Source organism: Methylosarcina fibrata AML-C10, assembly GCF_000372865.1.
In the GTDB taxonomy this organism is placed as follows: domain Bacteria; phylum Pseudomonadota; class Gammaproteobacteria; order Methylococcales; family Methylomonadaceae; genus Methylosarcina; species Methylosarcina fibrata.
Genome location: NZ_KB889965.1, coordinates 29,156 through 46,359 on the forward strand (window position 1 = coordinate 29,156; position 17,204 = coordinate 46,359).

Consider the following 17,204-nt stretch of genomic DNA (forward strand, 5'->3'; position numbering starts at 1 on the left):
TTGACCGGATTAGTCGATGGTTGGCTTCGCCGCTGGTCTCTGCGCCAGAATGAATTCAAACGCCTCCAGCAGACGGTCGACATGATGAGCTTCATGCAGCGCCGAAAAAGTGATGCGCAAGCGGGCGCTGCCCTGCGGAACCGTCGGCGGACGTATGGCGCCCACCAGGAAACCTTTTTCGAGTAATGCCTTGCCTATGAACATTGTTTCCTGGCTATCGCCGATCACGACGGGCTGGATGGCGGAGGCCGAAGGAAGTAAGGTCAAACCGAGCTGCTCGGCGCCGCGGCTGAAACGTCGAATCAATTCGGCCAGTTTTTCTCTGCGCCAATGATCGGCGATGGCCATTTTCAGACTGACGCGCGTCGCTTCCGCGACAGCCGGGGGCAAGGCCGTGGTATAAATGTAAGTTCTTGCTTTTTGGATCAATGTTTCAATCAATTCGCGAGATCCTGCCACGAAGGCCCCGAACGTTCCGAACGCTTTGCCCAGAGTGCCCATCAGTATCGGCACGTCGTTCCGGCCGAGGCCGTAATGCTCCAGAATGCCGCCGCCGCGCCGGCCCATGACGCCCAGTCCATGGGCATCGTCCACCATCAGCCAGGCGTTCTGCTTCCGGGCGAGCGAAGACAGCGCATCGAGCGGAGCCAAATCGCCGTCCATGCTGAATACCCCGTCGGTGACGATCAGTTTGCGGCCGGAAGCGCGGGTCAAATTCGCTTCGAGATGCTCCATATCGGCATGGCGATAGCGTTTGAATTGCGCCGCCGACAGTAAGCCGCCGTCCAACAGCGAGGCATGATTCAAGCGGTCTTCCAGTACCGTATCGCCGCGGCCCGCCAATGCCGAAACGATGCCGAGATTCGCCATATAACCGGTGGAAAACAGGAGCGCGCGTTCACGTCCGGTAAATTCGGCCAGTTCTTCCTCGAGAGCGTGATGTGCGGCGGAGTGCCCGCAGAGCAGATGCGCCGAGCCGCTGCCGACGCCGTAACGGTCGGCGCCGTGTTTGAACGCCGCAACGACGGACGGGTGATTGGCCAGGCCCAGATAATCGTTGCTGCAAAAGTTGAGCAGTGTCCTGCCGTCGACGTTCAGAACGATTCCTTGCGGCGAAGAGACGATCCGCCGGGAACGGTACAGGCCGCGTGCCGCGATGGACGCCAGGTCTTCGGCCAACTCCGGGTAAATTTCGGCCATTAAATTGCCTCGGAAGCGGGCATTTCGTTCGAGATCGCTAGCTTACGCAGGACGGGCGTAACTGGAACCGCCCATGTGCAGGCCCAGGCGTTCGAACAAGGTCCGGTCGCGAAGAGTCATCGGATTTTCCGTCGTCAGTAATTTGTCGCCGTAAAAAATCGAATTGGCGCCGGCCAGAAAACACAACGTCTGCATTTCGTCGCTCATGCTGTTGCGTCCCGCCGACAGGCGCACCCGCGATTTCGGCATCAGGATTCGGGCGACCGCAATCGTGCGGATAAAGATCAGGGGATCGAGCGGAGCCGTTCCCATCAACGGCGTGCCTTCCACTTGCACCAGCATGTTGATCGGCACGCTTTCCGGGTGTTTCGGCATATTGGCGAGTTCGATCAATAGTTTGGTGCGGTCGTCGTCGCTTTCGCCCATGCCGACGATACCCCCGCAGCAGACATTAATGCCGGCCGATCTGACCCGTTCCAGCGTGTCGAGCCGGTCCTGATAAGTACGCGTCGTGATGATTTCGCTGTAGTACTCTTCCGACGTGTCCAGGTTGTGATTGTAATAATCGAGTCCGCCCTCTTTCAGACGCGCGGTCTGCTCGTCGGTCAGCATGCCCAGGGTAACGCAGGTCTCCATGCCCAACGCCTTGACCCCCTGGACCATCTCGATGACCCGGTCGATGTCCTTGTCCTTGGGCCGGCGCCAGGCGGCGCCCATGCAAAAGCGCGAGGCGCCTTCCTTTTTCGCCTTTTGCGCCGCCAGCAGAACCGTTTCCACCGGCATCAAGGCTTCCGGCGCGACTCCGGCGTCGTAGCGGGCGCTTTGCGGACAGTAGCCGCAATCTTCCGAGCAGGAGCCCGTCTTGATGCTGAGCAAACTGCTTACCTGCACTTCGTTGGGGTCGAAGTGTTCCCGATGAATGGTTTGCGCCTGATAGATCAAGTCGAGGAAAGGAAGCGCAAAAAGAGCCTGAACTTCGTCCAGCCGCCAGTCGTGGCGCAAGGCGGGAGCGGCGGGAATCCTGTTTGGGGCAGGGTAGGCAGACATGCAGAAATTCTCCTGTTACAGTATGGCGGCGACATATCGGCTCGATAATCACCGATCAACCCAATTGAATGAAAATGGTTAACAACTGGTTCGATATTATACAGGATTGCCTGTTTCCTCCAACCTGTATCTTATGCGGCGGCGAGGGCTTTGCTTCCCGTGACCTTTGTGATGGCTGTTACCGGCTGTTGTCCAGAAACGATCATTGCTGCAGCCTCTGTGCCGAGGTCCTGGACGCGTCCGCCGCCGGCGGAGCGTTGTGCGGGCGCTGTCTGCGCCGCCGTCCCGCCTACGATAAAGTCTATGCTCCGTTCGTCTACCAGGGCGCCGTGGCGCATCTGATTACGGCGCTGAAATTTAATGCGCACTACCCCAATGCCCGTTTGCTCGGCACGCTGTTGGCCGAGTATCTGAAGCGGAATGCGCAGTTGCCCGACCGCCTCGTGCCGGTGCCGCTGCACAGGTCCCGATACGCTCAGCGCGGATTTAATCAGGCGATGGAAATTGCCAGAACCGTAGCCGGGGAACTGGACGTTCCGCTTGATTTTGCCGGTTGCTCGCGTCATCGCGATACGCCTCATCAAACCGGTTTACCGGCAAAACAAAGGCGTAAAAACATGAAAAATGCCTTTTCTTTGGTCAAACCGGTCGATGCCCGGCACATTGCCTTGATCGACGACGTCATGACCACCGGTACGACGGTGCATGAGTTGGCCGCGCTCTACAAGAAAGCAGGCGTCGGCAGGGTGGACGTCTGGGTTTGCGCCAGGGCCTGAGCTACGGCGCTACCGGCGGCAGGCCGCTTTACTTTTCAACGGTCACGAACCCCATCTTGACAATGCCGGCCTGCTGTACCGCCGCCATCACTTCAGCCACTTTTCCGTAGTCGACGGCGTGATCGGCGTATAAATGCACCGCGGCGTCCGCATTTTTAAGCAGTTCGTTTTTGAGTTCGTCCGTCAGTACGGTCAGATTCGCCATCGGTTTTTTATTCAGCGTGACCGATCCGTGCTCGTCGATGCCCAATTGCAACGGCTGGTCTTTGACGTCGGGCGTGGTGGCGGCGGTTTTCGGCAGGTTGACCTTGACCGACTGAGTCAACAGCGGCGCGGTGACCAGCAAGATGATCACCAGCACCAGCATCACGTCGACCAGCGGAGTGACGTTGATGTCGCTCACCGCTTCCTGATCGTCCGAAGAAATTTTAAAGGCCATTGCTTACTCTCCTGCCGAATCGGCGGACAAGGCGATGTGCAGAAAACCGTCGGCGAAATTTTCCAGCCCGATTCGGTGATGCTTGGCCCGGCGCAGGAAAAAGTTGTAGGCCAGCACCGCCGGAACCGCGACGGCGATGCCGATAGCGGTAGCGATCAGCGCGTCCCCGATCGGACCGGCGACGACGTCCAGGCTGGCCGAGCCGCTTTTGCTGATGTCGTGCAGGGCATTCATGATGCCCAGGACGGTTCCGAACAAACCCACGAACGGGGCGGTGCTGCCGATGCTGGCGAGCAGGGTCAGCCCGCTTTCCATCGAGCGCTGCTCTTTTTGAGCCTGCCGACGCAAGGCCTGTTCCAGCAATTCGGCCGGTTCTCCACGGTATTTAAGAAATTTACCGCCGGCTTGACGCATTTCCGAGAGCCATTCGAAACCGCTTTGCGCGATGCGGGCTTCGGGTCCACGCACTTGCTGGGGGGGCAGATTGGCCGCAGCGGCCAGATCGGGAGCATCCCAGAACGCCTGATGAAAGCAGCGGTTGTAATAGGAGTTTTTTGAGAACTGCCAGGTTTTGAACAGAATGACTGTCCAGGTAGCCACCGAAAAAATCAATAATATATATAAAACGCTGTCAATGATAAGAGCCGGCGGAATATAAAAAGGCATTAAAATCTCCTGGGGTTAATCGTCTAATGAAAAAAGAATCGGTACGACCACCGAACTGGCGACCGGCGTATCGCCCCGCCGGGCAGGAACGAATTTCCATTTTTTCACCGCTTCTATCGCCGATTCATCGAGGATTTCATGCCCACTGCTGCGATGGACGGCGACATTGTCGCTGACGCCTGCCGCCGACACCTGGACCCGCAGCAACACCTTGCCCTGCCAGCCTCGGGAACGGGCGATTCGGGGGTATTCCGGCTTCGGATTGAAGGCGTAATTGGCACGGTAATTCGCTTCGGTAAAGCTTTGCGCCTTCGGCGCCGAGGCAGCCGGGGGATTCGGCGCGGGCGGTGCCGGAAGGCTGGGCGCCGGCGCTGGAGCGGCCGCAGTTTCGGCCGGCAATCGCAAGGGTTCGGAGACCGCTTTGGCCGGCTTGGGTAGAGGCTGCTTGCGCACTGTCGCCGGTTTTTTGGCAATGTCCGGTTTCTGTTTGGGCTTCTTCGGCGCAGGAGCCGGCTTGGCAACCGGGACCGGCGCCGGGGCCGGAGCCTTGGGCGCAGTGGCCGGGATCAGCGAGACCTCCATCGTGATCGGCGTGGGCGGTGTCGCCGATTCGGCCGGACGGTGCAGATAAACAAAAAGCCAGATATGCAACAGCGACACCAGCAGACCTAATTCCAATAGCATGTGGCTGGGTTTTTCTTCGGCAGTCAGGCTTTTCAACAAAAGACCGATCATATCGGTTAACGCGACAGTCGAGCCCCCCGGTAGTGCGAGCGAGTGTTCGGCAGCTCGGGGTTCGCGGCTTTTAAATAAAAACATTGAAGGGTCGATTCCAAGCGGGTAATTCCATATAGTTTAATATTCCTGAAAAAATTTCTCCAACTTGCCAATGCATTGCATCGTTCGATCGGGGAATTTCCGGAGAGCTCTGGGTATTAAGGATTGTCGGCTAAATTGGATGAAGACTGTCTTGAGTTTTTCTTGATCAGTGTATCGAAGAATCAACGCAGCACGCATTGGTTGAAGCACTAAGCAGGGCTTTAAAAGATCGAGCTTTTTACGCTTCAGTTGCCGATATTTCTTCAGAGAACGCAAGTTGATCGATCCGAAATGAAGCGCCCCGGTTACGGGACGGTTCAAAACCTGATCCGGTACGGGGTAGTCATGAAGCTCCCATCCGGTAAAGGGCTATGCTGTTGATCTTGAAGGATTGTCCGGGGCCGGTTGAGAATGAGAGAAGGATTGGTATCGAATCGGGCAGAGATGCGGCGGGTGAAGCGATTTTTTCAGGTAGACTGCTTCTTCCAGCACGGCAATGGCTTTTTCGCAACCGACGGTCTGTTCTTTGTGAATAAGCAGGTAATCGGCCAGATGTTCGATGGCGCACCAATGGGCGGGTTCGGTTATAAAATCCAGGGCCCGGTCAAACAATTCGGCCATTTTTTCTTCACGGCGCTGTTGGGAAGCGATGCTGTGTTCGAGATAATGATAGGCCTCGGCCAGGTCCGAAGCGCCGCCGTAACGAAGCAGGGAGGCAAGGCCGACGGCGTGGCGGTCAAACCTGTTTGTCTCGCGGAGAGCTACATGCTTGGCTTCGGCCGCCGCTCCGATGAGTAAGTTGACGATGTCGGCTTCAAGCGCCGTCCGATAGGCATCGGTTGTGCTAAGGGAAAAGTAGCCGCTGCTTTCGAGCACGTCGATCGGCAGCGTTTCCGTGAGCCGTCCTCCTTCAATTTCGGCAATAAAGGGAATGGGCTTTCCGAACCGGGCTTTGGCTGCGGAAGGCATTCCGGCAGCGGCATTTTTCAGGACAATCTGGAAAAATACCGAAGGCAACTGTTTTTGTTTATTGTGCAAATGAATGCCGGCGGCATGGCCCGCTTCGTGGTAGGCAATCCTGTAAATCAAATCTTGAGAATCGACCGATTCTGTCGTCGGCAAGCAGTCGTTTCGCTTCATGGTCATCCCCGAAGAGAGAAAAAAGAAGCGGCCTGGTTTGGCACCGGCCGCCATTGAGGAAGGATACTAATAACAACTCTGGGCCCTTTAGGAGGAGCGCATCCAGGAGTCGAAAATAGATTACCCGGCAAAGCAGAGCTTGAAAACGTGGCAAATTGCCGCGCGGCATTTTGCCGCTTTTTTTGGCATGAATAGTGCTCTTACTAGCTGATTAAGCAAAGCAATTACCTGAAAACCAGCGATCTTTTCATCTAAACGGCCTATCTCTGATAAAAACTGGGGCATTTGCCGCATCCAAATGGGGCATAACCCGTATTTTTACTTTTCTGAGCAAATGCCTTGCTCGGGAGGGAAAAGTGACCATGACAAAAGCAGAACTTATTGAAACTTTAGCCAAACGACAGATTCATCTGGATAAAGCCGACGTTGATTCGGCGGTCGACTGCATCCTGGACCTCATCAGCGAGGCCCTGGTGGCCAATCAGCGCATTGAAATACGCGGGTTCGGCGCTTTCTCGCTGCGGTATCGGGCGCCCCGTCAAGGACGAAATCCGTTTTCGGGCGAAATGTTGAATTTGCCGCCGGCCTATTCCGTCCATTTCAAACCGGGAAAGGAGCTGAGGCAGAGGGTCGACGAGTCCCGCCTGACTTGCCCCATCGTCATCAAGAATACGACTCGAACGTAGCTGTGCATCCTCGATCCGGCCGGCAACAGCCGGATCCTTACTCCTCGCGGCTTGTACAGGAAATTCGGCAATCTTTTCCGTCCGGTGAACAGCGGCGTGGGCCGTGTCATTCCTCTTTCGGAAGATCAGCCTCCGCGAGCCAATTTGCGGTGCCGAGGCTTGCCGCAGCCGGAAAGACGGACGCTGGCTGCGGAAAGCAATGAAGTAACAGGCGCCTTCCATGTACTCAGCCGGTAAAGCCGGGTACAATGTGCCGCAATCGATATTTCCGACGGGCTCAGGCCCGGCCCGATCCGCTCGGTGCGAAACCAGAGCCATTGAGAATTCACTGAATGAAATCAAGTAAATTATGGGGTCTGCACTCGGTCCAGGCCGCGTTGCACCATACGCCGAACAAAATCAACAAGGTCTGGATCGACCGGCAAAGGCAAGACAAACGTTTGGCACAACTGCTGGATGAATTGGCGGGGCTCGGCATCGAGCCCGAAAAGGCCGATAGAAAGAAACTGGACCGTTTGTCGGAGGGCAACAATCATCAAGGCGTGGTCGCCGAAGTCGAACTGCCCGCCGAATTGTCGGAGAGCGAACTTAAAACGGCGGTCGAGAGTCTTGCGGCAACTCCCTTATTTCTCGTGCTCGATAACGTTCAGGACCCTCATAATCTCGGAGCCTGTCTAAGATCGGCCGACGCGACGGGCGTACATGGTGTTATAATAACCCGGGATAACGCTGTCGGCATCACGCCCACGGTATGTAAAGTCGCCTCCGGTGCGGCCGAAACGGTGCCGGTTTATCAGGTGACCAATTTATCCCGTACCCTGCGCTGGCTAAAGGAGCGGGGGATATGGGTGGCCGGCGCGGCGGGCGACGGTTCGCAAAGCCCTTACCAGACCGATTTAACGGTGCCTCTGGTCCTGGTGATCGGCGCCGAAGGCAAAGGCATGCGCCGGCTGACCCGCGAACACTGCGATCTGCTGCTGTCCCTGCCGATGCAGGGGCAGGTGGAAAGCCTTAATCTGTCGGTGGCTACGGGCGTTTTATTGTATGAGATTCTGCGTCAGCGTTCGGTTAGCCCGGCGTGAGGATAAAACAGAATACCCTCAATTAAATCGAATCGATCTTGAACTAACGACAGTACCTTTTTGTCTTGCTTCATCGGATGAGTGAATATAATACCAGGTCGCTCCAGGCCGTCGGTCTGAGCTGTAGCCGCGACGATCGGCTGTTGTTTGACGGATTGAATTTCGAGCTGACGCCGGGACAGGTCCTGTTGCTGGAAGGCAGGAACGGCAGCGGCAAGACTTCCTTGCTGCGAATACTCTGCGGTTTTCGCGAGGCCGATGCCGGACAGGTGCTCTGGTGCGGAGATTCGATCAAAAACGCTCAGTATTATGCCGACATGGCCTACGTCGGCCATCTGGACGGCATCAAAAAGGAATTGACCGTGCAGGAAAATTTAATGGTGTCCCTGGCGTTGAGTCGGCCCGGAGTTTATTCGATCGAGCAGGCTTTGGCCAAGGTGCGGTTGTCCGGCTATGAGGATGTTTTGGTTCAGTCCCTGTCTGCCGGCCAGAAACGGCGTTTATCGCTGGCCCGTTTGTTGATAACTGACAATCATTTATGGATACTCGATGAGCCTTTTACCTCGCTCGATAAAGAGGGCATCGCCCTGATTGAAACCCTTATGATCGAACATTGCATGAACGGCGGCATGATCGTCTTGACCTCGCATCATGACCTCGACCTGCACAGTGCACCCGTACAACGCATCCATTTATCCTGATGTCTTTAACCCGGGCTTTTTGGGCCGTCATTCGGCGCGATCTGATATTGGCTTTCCGGAGACGTTCGGAAATGATCAATCCACTGCTGTTTTTTATTCTGGTCATTACGCTGTTTCCGTTGGGGATCGGCGCCCAGCCTAATTTACTGGAAGCAATCGCACCGGGCATCATCTGGGTTTCGGCCTTGCTGGCGGCGATGCTGTCGCTGGACAGTCTGTTCCGTTCCGACTTTGACGACGGCTCGTTGGAACAGATTTTACTGAGCCCGCATCCGGCTTCCGTTCTGGTGTTGGCGAAGGTGTTTGCGCACTGGCTGGTGACCGGTTTGCCGCTGGTGCTGGTGGCGCCGCTGTTGGCGATGTTTTTGGGGCTGCCGCAGCAGTCCTTGGCCATTTTGCTGCTGACCCTGCTGTTGGGCACGCCGGTATTGAGCCTGATCGGCGCGATCGGCGTGGCATTGACCGTAGGACTCAGACGGGGCGGCATGATTTTGTCGTTGCTGGTGCTGCCGTTGTATGTGCCGGTGCTGATATTTGCCGGCAATGCGGTGTCCATGGCGGGCAGCGGTCTGCCGGTGGATGCCCAGATCAGCATTCTGATCTCCATTCTGTTTCTGGCGCTGGTGCTGGCTCCGTGGCCGACGGCCGCCGCGCTGAAGATGAGTATTAATTAATGATGTTTCTTAACCGAGGTAATTACGGTTGAACGGGAAAGGTCAGGTCAGGCTAATATGTCAAGCCGAATGCTCTTTTCCGTGACTCTGTTTATTGAATTCGTATGTTTTTAATTCCAGATCCGGTTGTTCGATTTTTTCACCGCATGGCTTCGCCGCCTCATTTTTACGGTCTGACCGAGCGGATGATGCCCTGGCTTGTCGCCGTTTTCGTCCTGCTGACGGCGGCAGGGCTGTACGGTGGACTTTATCTGGCGCCGTCCGATTATCAGCAGGGCGACAGCTACCGCATCATCTATATCCATGTGCCGAGCGCCTGGATGTCGCTCTTTATTTATGTCGTCATGGCCGTGGCCGGAGCGATCGGGCTGGTCTGGCGCATCAAGCTGGCGGAAGTGGTGGCGATCAGCAGCGCGCCGGTAGGCGCCAGTTTTACCTTTATCGCGCTGGTCACGGGCTCGCTCTGGGGCAAGCCGATGTGGGGCACCTGGTGGGTCTGGGACGCGCGGCTGACTTCCGAATTGATCCTGCTGTTCCTGTATCTCGGCGTCATCGGTCTTTACGGAGCGATCGACGACAAGCGCACGGCGTCCAGAGCGGTCGCGATTCTGGCTTTGGTCGGAGTCGTCAACATTCCGATCATTCACTATTCGGTCGAGTGGTGGAACACGCTGCATCAGGGGCCTACGGTCAGTAAAATGGACAAACCGTCGATTCACGTCAGCATGCTGATCCCGTTGCTATTGATGGCGGTCGCCTTCAAGTTTTACTACCTGATCGCGATGCTGCAGCGCGCCCGGGTGGAACTGTTGATGCGCGAACGCACCGCGCAATGGGTCAAAAACAAATTTTTCGGAGCGGCGCAATGAACCTGCAGGAATTTTTCGCGATGGGCGGTTACGCCTTTTACGTCTGGACCGCCTACGGCATTACCCTGATTGTGCTGGTGGCCAACATCGTCATTCCGGTGTTTCAGCGCAAGCAGTTTTTACGTCGGCAAATTTTAAAGCAGAAACGATAGACCATGATGAAACCCGCCCGTAAACAGCGTTTGATACTGATAGCCCTGATGGTGATCGGAGCCGGCATAGCGACCGCTTTCGCGCTGAAGTCGTTTAACGACAACCTGATGTATTTCTTTTCGACGACCGACGTCGTCGACGGCAAGGCGCCCAAAGACGCCTTGTTCCGTCTCGGCGGCATGGTCGTGAAAGGCTCGGTGGCAAGACCCGGCCAGGACTTGACCGTGCGTTTCAGGCTGACCGATTTCAATAAGGAAGTCACCGTGCAATACACCGGCATCCTGCCCGATCTGTTCCGAGAAGGGCAGGGCATCGTGGCGCACGGCAAACTCAACGGGCAAGGTGTTTTTGTCGCGGAGGAAGTGCTGGCCAAGCACGATGAAAATTACATGCCGCCGGAAGTCGCCGGCAGCCTGAAAAAACAACCGGACAACTCGGCGGGTCGCTAGCATGATACCGGAACTTGGACAGTTTTCCCTGATTCTCGCCTTGTGCATGGCGCTCGTGCTCGGCGTGGTGCCGATCGTCGGCTCGCAGCGCGCCATCTCCGGCTGGATTGCCGTGGCCAGGCCGGCCGCCTACGCGCAGTGGCTGTTCATGGTCCTGGCCTACGGCTGTTTGACCTACAGTTTTCTAACGCACGACTTTTCGGTGGCCTACGTCGCCACCAACTCCAATACTGCGTTGCCGGTGCTGTATCTGATCTCCGGCGTCTGGGGCGCGCATGAAGGCTCGCTGCTGCTCTGGGCGCTGGTGCTGTCCTCTTGGACCGCGCTGGTCGCCCGTTTCAGCCGAAACATTCCAGACGCCACGGTCGCCCGGGTATTGGGCGTGATGGGACTGGTCGCCGTCGGTTTTCTGCTGTTTTTGCTGCTGACGTCCAATCCGTTCGAGCGTCTGTTTCCGATGCCGGAGGAAGGGCGCGACTTGAACCCCTTGCTGCAGGACCCCGGCCTCGCCATCCATCCGCCGATGTTGTACATGGGCTATGTCGGTTTTTCGGTGGCTTTCGCCTTCGCCCTCGCGGCGCTGCTCGAAGGGCGGCTCGACGCGGCCTGGGCGCGCTGGTCCAGACCCTGGACCAACATCGCCTGGATGTTTCTGACTCTGGGTATCGCGCTGGGCAGTTGGTGGGCTTACTACGAACTCGGCTGGGGCGGCTGGTGGTTCTGGGATCCGGTCGAAAACGCTTCGTTCATGCCCTGGCTGGTCGGCACCGCGCTGATCCACTCCTTGGCCGCGACCGAAAAGCGCGGCGTTTTTAAGACCTGGACCGTATTGCTCGCGATTTTCGCCTTTTCCTTGAGCCTCTTGGGTACCTTCCTGGTGCGCTCGGGCGTCTTGACCTCGGTGCATGCCTTCGCCAGCGATCCGACCCGGGGACTGTTCATCCTGATCTTTCTGGCCGTCGTGGTCGGCGGCTCGCTGCTGCTTTATGCCGTGAGGGCGCCGGCGGTCAAAAGCAGCGCAACCTTCGAAATGGTGTCGAAGGAATCGGTCATTCTGCTCAATAACGTCTTGCTGGTCGTGACCGCCGCGAGCATTCTGCTCGGCACCCTGTATCCTTTGGTCATCGACGCTCTGGGCCTGGGCAAGATTTCGGTCGGCCCTCCCTACTTCAATGCGGTGTTCATTCCGTTGACGGCGCCCCTGGCTGTGGCCGTGGGCTTCGGCGTGCTGCTGCGCTGGAAGCGCGACGCCTTCCGCCTCCTGGCGCTCAGGGTGCGCTGGATCGCCGCCGGCTGTCTGGCGGGTGGTCTGCTGCTGCCGCTGCTGATGCCGTTTTATTCCTGGGCCGCGGTGATCGGGCTGAGCCTGGCCTTCTGGAACGCCGTCATTACCGTGCTGTCCTTCAAGGACCGCCTCGGCGCCCGGGGATTCTCCCGGCAGCGCCTCGCCTCGATCCCGGCCGGATTTTACGGCATGACGCTGGCCCACGTCGGCATTACGGTGTTCATCATCGGCATTACCCTGACTTCCGCCTACAGCATCGAAAAGGACGTGCGCATGGCGCCGGGCGAGACGTTGGACATGTCCGGCTATCGGTTCGAATTTCACGGCGTCAAACAGACCCAGGGACCCAACTACGTCGCCGACCAGGCTTTCGTCACCGTCAGCCACGGCGGCAGGAAAGTGGCCGAGCTGGAGCCGCAGAAGCGCATTTACCAGGTGCAGAAAATGCCGATGACCGAGGCGGCGATCGAAGCCGGCCTGTTCCGGGACCTGTTCGTTGCGATCGGCGAACCTCTGGGCGACAAGGGCGCGTGGAGCCTCCGAATTTATTACAAATCGTTTATCCGCTGGATCTGGCTCGGCGCGCTGTTCATGGCGGCCGGAGGGCTCTGCGCCGCCTGCGACCGGCGCTACCGGATAACGCCGAAAAGCCGGGTGGCAGCCGATGCTTAAATACGTTGTTCCGTTGATCCTGTTTCTGGTGCTGGCCGTTTTCCTGGCCGTCGGATTGAAACTCAAGCCGACTGAAATTCCTTCGCCTTTTATCGGAAAATCGGCGCCGGCCTTTTCTGCGCCCAAATTAGGCGCGCCGGAGCAAAAACTGACGCCGGCCGATCTCAAAGGCAAGGTCTGGCTGTTCAACGTCTGGGCTTCGTGGTGCGTTTCCTGCCGGGCCGAGCATCCGGTGCTGAACCAGGCGCGCTCATCGATCGATGCGGCGATCGTCGGGCTGAACTACAAGGACAATCCGAACGACGCGCGGCAATGGCTGGTGCAATTGGGCGATCCTTACGACGTGAGCATCATGGATCCGGACGGCCGCATCGGCATCGACTGGGGCGTTTACGGCGTGCCGGAAACCTTCGTCGTCGATAAAAAAGGAGTGATACGCCATAAATATACCGGTCCTTTGACTGCCGAAGACGTTCAGCAAACTCTCCTGCCCTTGATAGCCCGGTTACAGGCCGAAAATTGATGAAGATTCTAGTTTTTGTCTTTCTGACGATGTTGTCCGGCCCCGGAATTTCCGGAGTCGAATACCGTGAATTCTCGAATCCCGAGCAACGGGAAGCCTACGAGTCCCTGATCAAGGAGCTGCGCTGCCTGGTCTGCCAGAACCAGACGATCGCCGATTCCAACGCCGATCTGGCGTCGGACTTGCGCCGGCAGGTCTACGAAATGGTGCAGCAGGGCAAAAGCCGGGAAGACATCGTGCGCTTCATGACCGAGCGCTACGGCGATTTCGTTTTATACAAACCGCCGTTCAAATTCAAGACCGGCTTGCTCTGGCTGGGCCCCGCGGCCTTTTTGCTGATCGGCCTGATCAGCGTGTTCATTTTCGTTCGCCGCAAAAAAAACGAGGCCGGCGTGAATCTCAGCGCGGAACAACAGGAAAAAATCCGGCAACTGCTGAAAGAAGGGGACCGCTCGTGACCGCATTGTTTCTGCTGGTCGCAGGCCTCCTGATTCTGCTTGCCTTTTTGTTCGTGTTGCCGCCGCTATGGCGGGGGCAGGCCGTGCCGGATTCGGACAGCGATCGGCGCAACATCGCGATCGCCCGGCACCGCATGGCCGAGCTGGACGAGCAGCGTCAGGCCGGTGCGCTGACTTCCGAGCAATACGACGAGCAGGTGCTGGAACTGGAACAGGCCTTGATCGACGATCTCGGCATCGAAAGCGCCGTCACCCCCGCCGGCACCCAGGGCCGCTGGATGGTCTACGTGCTGGTGCTGGGGATTCCCTTGCTGGCGGGGTCGCTCTACTGGGCCAAGGGCGATTTCGGCGCCATCGGCATCGATCCGGAGATGGCCGCGTCCAATCTGAGCAATCCCAACATCCGCGACATCCATAAAATGGTCGAAGGTTTGGCCGAGCGCATGAAAACCGATCCCGGCAACGCGGAAGGCTGGCTGATGCTGGGCCGCTCGTACAAATATCTTGAGCAGTATCCCAAGGCCGTCGAGGCGTTCGCCAATGCCTACCGTCTGCTGGGCGACAAAGCCGAAGTGATGCTGCTTTATGCCGATGCCATCGCCCTGGCCAGCGACAAGAATCTGGCCGGCAAACCGACCGAACTGATCTTCAAAGCGCTGGAACTGGAGCCCGACAACCTGAACGGCCTGTGGCTGGGCGGCCTGGCCAAGGTCCAGCAGGGCGACGTGCCCGGAGCGCTCGCTTTATGGCGCCGGCTGGAATCCCGTTTGCCGGCTGGCTCCGAGTCGCGAAAGGAAATGCAGAACATCATCGCCAGCCTGCCGGGACAGGCGCCGGCACCGGAAAGTCCGGAAGAGCCTTCTCGGGCCGTTCAGGCGCCCGCCGGTTCGATCGCGGTCGAAGTCAGTCTGGCGCCTGAACTACAGAAAGCCGCAAGTCCCAACGATACCGTCTTCATCTATGCGCAGGCCCTTTCCGGCCCGAAAATGCCGCTGGCGATCGTGCGCAAACAGGTGGCCGATCTGCCGGTCAAGGTGACTCTCGACGACACGATGGCGATGATGCCGGCGATGAAATTGTCCAATTTCGGTGAAGTCAAGGTGCTGGCCCGAATCTCTAAGTCCGGCGAAGCGGTCACGCAGTCCGGAGATTTGATCGGCACGGTCGAAAAGGTGACCGTCGGCGACTCAGGCGAACAAAAGATCGCCATCGATCGGCGCGTCGAATAGACCGAAATGGTACGCGGTGCGTACCCTACCTTCAAGCCAGAAGAACGGCCAGAATGCCGGTCAGAAAAATTCCGTCGAAGGTGCCGGCACCGCCGATCGAGGCAATGGGCGCGCCGAGGTTGACGATTTCTTTCAGGCGGAGAAGATCCGCTCCGATCAACACCCCCAGTACGCCGCTGACATAAGCCAGTTGCGCGGCATGGCCGGGATCGAGAATCAGGGCTACCGTGGCCGCCGCCAAGGGGGCGGCAAGCATCGGCATGCCCACGCCGAAACCCGGAATCAAACGGCTGATCTTGTAGCAGAGGGCTGTGACGATCGCCAGAGCGGCGAGCATTTTGAGCGGATCGATTAATTGCTGCGAAATGAAATACAAACTCAGGCCGAGCGGGATAATGCAGCCTCCGACGTTTGCGGCAACCACGACTTTGCCTTCTCTCGCCGGCTGATAGATTTCCCAGACCGGCTTCTTCTCCGGCGACATCACCAAATGCCCGGTTTGCCTGGTGCGCAGATAAAACAAAGGCAAATTGATGCCGCTGCCGACGAGGATTCCGACCAATAACAGCAACGACAATTCGGGAGTCAGTCCGAGTTTGGCGAAAGCGAATTCAAAGATATGGATCTGTATCAGTGCTACCAGGAACAAGCCGATCAGAAAAACCAGGATGAGCGAATTGAACGGCACGGAGGTCTCCTTTTTCGTCCGAATGGATTGGAATATTAAAATGATTCCGAAAAAACGGAATTTCAGTCCGGCGCTTTTAAACTTCCGGATCGTTCCCACGCAGAGCGTGGGAACGATCCGGATGATCCCGAAAGAAACGGTTGATTTTTAGAGGTCCTAAAAAAACCATTAGAGCAGATTTTACTTTTAAACGCTCAAAAAATTGAAGTAAAGACAGCGATTGGCCGGTCAAACGAATCGGCGCGAAAAAGCAAATCGTGACGCGGGAAAACGCTGTGCGGTCCTTCCCGTGCCGCGCCACCCGTCGGCAGCCGTTATTCCGTATAATACCGGCAACTCCGATGGACATGTTTGACGAAATATTGCAATCCGATCGAGAGGTATTCTCTATGGCTAAAGCAGAATGGAAAGGTAAAGTCCTCGCCGAAAGCGATCAGTTCAAAACGGTGGAAGGCAACGTCTATTTCCCGCGCAGCGCTCTGCATCAGGAGTTTTTGCGCGTCAGCAATCACACCACGACCTGTCCCTGGAAAGGAGTGGCTCACTATTACGACGTCTGCGTGGACGATATGATCAATCCGAACGCGGCCTGGTATTATCCCAATCCCAAGGAAAAAGCCGCCCACATCAAGGATCATGTGGCTTTCTGGCAGGGAGTCAAAGTGATTCTTTGACAGAGCCGGACGGTCTCGCCGATTTAATCCTGCGCCTTAAGTAAAAACACGCCGAATCCGGATTCCTTGTCATCCTCCCAGTCGCGCACCGGATGCCATCCGCAATCCCGGCTCATCGCTTCGAAATCTTCCCGCCGATATTTATAGCAATTTTCAGTGTGAATCGTTTCGCCGGATTCAAAGCGGAAAACGTGGCCGTTGATGCGGACTGTCTGTTTTTTCATGCTGACCAGATGCATTTCGATCCGCCGCTCTTCCGGATTGAAATACGCGCTGTGCCGAAACAGGTCGGTATTAAAATCGGCGCCCAATTCCCGGTTGGCCCGAACCAGAATGTTTTGATTGAATTGGGCGGTGATGCCGCGCGCGTCGTTGTAGGCGGCAATCAATAGATCTTCGTTCTGCGTCATGTCCACGCCGATCAGCAGCCAGGCCTTTTTGCCGGCAAAGCTCCGGATGTTGCGCAATAATCGTCTGGCTTCCTCGGGGGCGAAATTGCCGATGGTCGAGCCGGGGAAAAAGACCAGGCGTTCCGAATTTTCCGATAAGTCCAGTCTGGGAAGCGGCGTCGAAAAATCGGCCGCCAGCGGAGCTATCCTTATCCGTGGAAAATCCCGCTTCAACTGTCGGGAAGAGGACAAAAGAAAGTCTTCCGAGATGTCGATCGGAATGTACGTCTGCAAGTTGGGCTGAGAGTTTAACAGGATGCGCGTCTTGAAGCTGGAGCCGCTGCCCGGTTCGATCATCACGGCCAGGTCGGGAACGGTGTCGGCCAGATCGGAGACGAGTCCGAACAAGAGCTTCGTTTCGACTCGCGTCGGATAATATTCCTCGGTCCGGGTGATTTCTTCGAATAATCTCGAACCGGTTTCGTCATAAAACCATTTGCAGGACAAGGATCTCGGCTTTTTCGAGAGGCCCAGCAGGGCATCGGCGGCAAATTCACTTTCTAATTCGAGGCGCATCATGACGGA

At 57.1% G+C, this 17,204-nt stretch carries 22 protein-coding genes; 13 read left to right on the forward strand and 9 right to left on the reverse strand.

Annotated elements, in window-relative coordinates:
• Positions 1-9: 9 nt before the first annotated feature.
• Positions 10-1,200: an 8-amino-7-oxononanoate synthase gene (bioF, locus tag A3OW_RS0100140; protein ID WP_020561410.1), complete on the reverse strand. Its 1,191-nt coding sequence runs from the start codon at positions 1,198-1,200 to the stop codon at positions 10-12.
• A gap of 42 nt (positions 1,201-1,242) precedes the next feature.
• Complete coding sequence (bioB, locus tag A3OW_RS0100145; RefSeq protein ID WP_020561411.1) at positions 1,243-2,247, reverse strand: biotin synthase BioB; 1,005 nt, start codon at positions 2,245-2,247, stop codon at positions 1,243-1,245.
• A gap of 74 nt (positions 2,248-2,321) precedes the next feature.
• Here bioB and A3OW_RS0100150 point away from each other — a divergent pair, with 74 nt between their 5' ends.
• Positions 2,322-3,023, forward strand: coding sequence for a ComF family protein (locus A3OW_RS0100150; protein ID WP_332309791.1), 702 nt, complete (start codon positions 2,322-2,324; stop codon positions 3,021-3,023).
• A gap of 28 nt (positions 3,024-3,051) precedes the next feature.
• Here the strand turns inward: A3OW_RS0100150 and A3OW_RS0100155 are convergent, their stop codons facing one another.
• The 5 genes from A3OW_RS0100155 to A3OW_RS27520 all read right to left on the reverse strand — a co-directional run bounded on the left by A3OW_RS0100155 (position 3,052) and on the right by A3OW_RS27520 (position 6,372).
• A complete protein-coding gene (locus A3OW_RS0100155; protein WP_020561413.1) occupies positions 3,052-3,462 on the reverse strand; it encodes an ExbD/TolR family protein in 411 nt (136 codons plus the stop codon).
• Between the two features lie 3 nt (positions 3,463-3,465).
• Positions 3,466-4,128, reverse strand: coding sequence for a MotA/TolQ/ExbB proton channel family protein (locus A3OW_RS0100160; protein WP_020561414.1), 663 nt, complete (start codon positions 4,126-4,128; stop codon positions 3,466-3,468).
• Between the two features lie 15 nt (positions 4,129-4,143).
• On the reverse strand, positions 4,144-4,947 hold the full coding sequence (locus A3OW_RS0100165; RefSeq protein ID WP_026223215.1) for an energy transducer TonB: 804 nt from the start codon (positions 4,945-4,947) through the stop codon (positions 4,144-4,146).
• A 369-nt stretch (positions 4,948-5,316) separates the two neighbouring features.
• The gene (locus tag A3OW_RS23635; protein ID WP_157385747.1) at positions 5,317-6,087 is read right to left on the reverse strand and encodes a hypothetical protein; all 771 of its coding nucleotides are present in this window, start codon (positions 6,085-6,087) and stop codon (positions 5,317-5,319) included.
• A gap of 120 nt (positions 6,088-6,207) precedes the next feature.
• Positions 6,208-6,372, reverse strand: a complete 165-nt coding sequence (locus tag A3OW_RS27520; protein ID WP_157385748.1) for a hypothetical protein — start codon at positions 6,370-6,372, stop codon at positions 6,208-6,210.
• A 77-nt stretch (positions 6,373-6,449) separates the two neighbouring features.
• On the opposite strand from A3OW_RS27520, the gene A3OW_RS0100185 reads away from it, so the two are divergent.
• The 11 genes from A3OW_RS0100185 to ccmI all read left to right on the forward strand — a co-directional run bounded on the left by A3OW_RS0100185 (position 6,450) and on the right by ccmI (position 14,868).
• Entirely contained in the window at positions 6,450-6,773 is a 324-nt protein-coding gene (locus A3OW_RS0100185; protein WP_020561419.1) for an integration host factor subunit beta, read from the forward strand.
• A 332-nt stretch (positions 6,774-7,105) separates the two neighbouring features.
• Positions 7,106-7,855: a 23S rRNA (guanosine(2251)-2'-O)-methyltransferase RlmB gene (rlmB, locus tag A3OW_RS0100195; RefSeq protein ID WP_020561421.1), complete on the forward strand. Its 750-nt coding sequence runs from the start codon at positions 7,106-7,108 to the stop codon at positions 7,853-7,855.
• Positions 7,856-7,932: 77 nt separating this feature from the next.
• Positions 7,933-8,556, forward strand: coding sequence for a cytochrome c biogenesis heme-transporting ATPase CcmA (gene ccmA / locus A3OW_RS0100200; protein WP_020561422.1), 624 nt, complete (start codon positions 7,933-7,935; stop codon positions 8,554-8,556).
• The gene (gene ccmB, locus A3OW_RS0100205; protein WP_020561423.1) at positions 8,556-9,230 is read left to right on the forward strand and encodes a heme exporter protein CcmB; all 675 of its coding nucleotides are present in this window, start codon (positions 8,556-8,558) and stop codon (positions 9,228-9,230) included. Before ccmA ends, ccmB begins: the two co-directional genes overlap by 1 nt.
• 104 nt (positions 9,231-9,334) lie before the next feature.
• Positions 9,335-10,099, forward strand: coding sequence for a heme ABC transporter permease (locus A3OW_RS0100210; protein WP_020561424.1), 765 nt, complete (start codon positions 9,335-9,337; stop codon positions 10,097-10,099).
• Entirely contained in the window at positions 10,096-10,251 is a 156-nt protein-coding gene (gene ccmD, locus A3OW_RS0100215; protein WP_020561425.1) for a heme exporter protein CcmD, read from the forward strand. The genes A3OW_RS0100210 and ccmD overlap by 4 nt, the downstream gene beginning before the upstream one ends.
• 3 nt (positions 10,252-10,254) lie before the next feature.
• Complete coding sequence (gene ccmE / locus A3OW_RS0100220; protein ID WP_020561426.1) at positions 10,255-10,701, forward strand: cytochrome c maturation protein CcmE; 447 nt, start codon at positions 10,255-10,257, stop codon at positions 10,699-10,701.
• A 1-nt stretch (position 10,702) separates the two neighbouring features.
• Positions 10,703-12,658 (forward strand): heme lyase CcmF/NrfE family subunit, encoded by a 1,956-nt coding sequence (locus A3OW_RS0100225; RefSeq protein ID WP_026223217.1) that lies wholly within the window; start codon positions 10,703-10,705, stop codon positions 12,656-12,658.
• Complete coding sequence (locus A3OW_RS0100230) at positions 12,651-13,181, forward strand: DsbE family thiol:disulfide interchange protein (RefSeq protein ID WP_020561428.1); 531 nt, start codon at positions 12,651-12,653, stop codon at positions 13,179-13,181. The genes A3OW_RS0100225 and A3OW_RS0100230 overlap by 8 nt, the downstream gene beginning before the upstream one ends.
• The gene (locus tag A3OW_RS0100235; RefSeq protein ID WP_020561429.1) at positions 13,181-13,639 is read left to right on the forward strand and encodes a cytochrome c-type biogenesis protein; all 459 of its coding nucleotides are present in this window, start codon (positions 13,181-13,183) and stop codon (positions 13,637-13,639) included. The genes A3OW_RS0100230 and A3OW_RS0100235 overlap by 1 nt, the downstream gene beginning before the upstream one ends.
• Entirely contained in the window at positions 13,636-14,868 is a 1,233-nt protein-coding gene (ccmI, locus tag A3OW_RS0100240) for a c-type cytochrome biogenesis protein CcmI (RefSeq protein WP_020561430.1), read from the forward strand. The genes A3OW_RS0100235 and ccmI overlap by 4 nt, the downstream gene beginning before the upstream one ends.
• Before the next feature lie 31 nt (positions 14,869-14,899).
• Here ccmI and A3OW_RS0100245 read toward each other — a convergent pair whose 3' ends face one another.
• Positions 14,900-15,556: a DUF1614 domain-containing protein gene (locus tag A3OW_RS0100245; RefSeq protein ID WP_026223218.1), complete on the reverse strand. Its 657-nt coding sequence runs from the start codon at positions 15,554-15,556 to the stop codon at positions 14,900-14,902.
• Positions 15,557-15,945: 389 nt separating this feature from the next.
• Between A3OW_RS0100245 and A3OW_RS0100250 the strand changes: the two genes are divergently transcribed.
• Entirely contained in the window at positions 15,946-16,230 is a 285-nt protein-coding gene (locus tag A3OW_RS0100250; protein ID WP_026223219.1) for a DUF427 domain-containing protein, read from the forward strand.
• A 23-nt stretch (positions 16,231-16,253) separates the two neighbouring features.
• Here the strand turns inward: A3OW_RS0100250 and egtD are convergent, their stop codons facing one another.
• Positions 16,254-17,198, reverse strand: coding sequence for an L-histidine N(alpha)-methyltransferase (gene egtD / locus A3OW_RS0100255; RefSeq protein WP_020561433.1), 945 nt, complete (start codon positions 17,196-17,198; stop codon positions 16,254-16,256).
• Positions 17,199-17,204 lie beyond the last annotated feature (6 nt).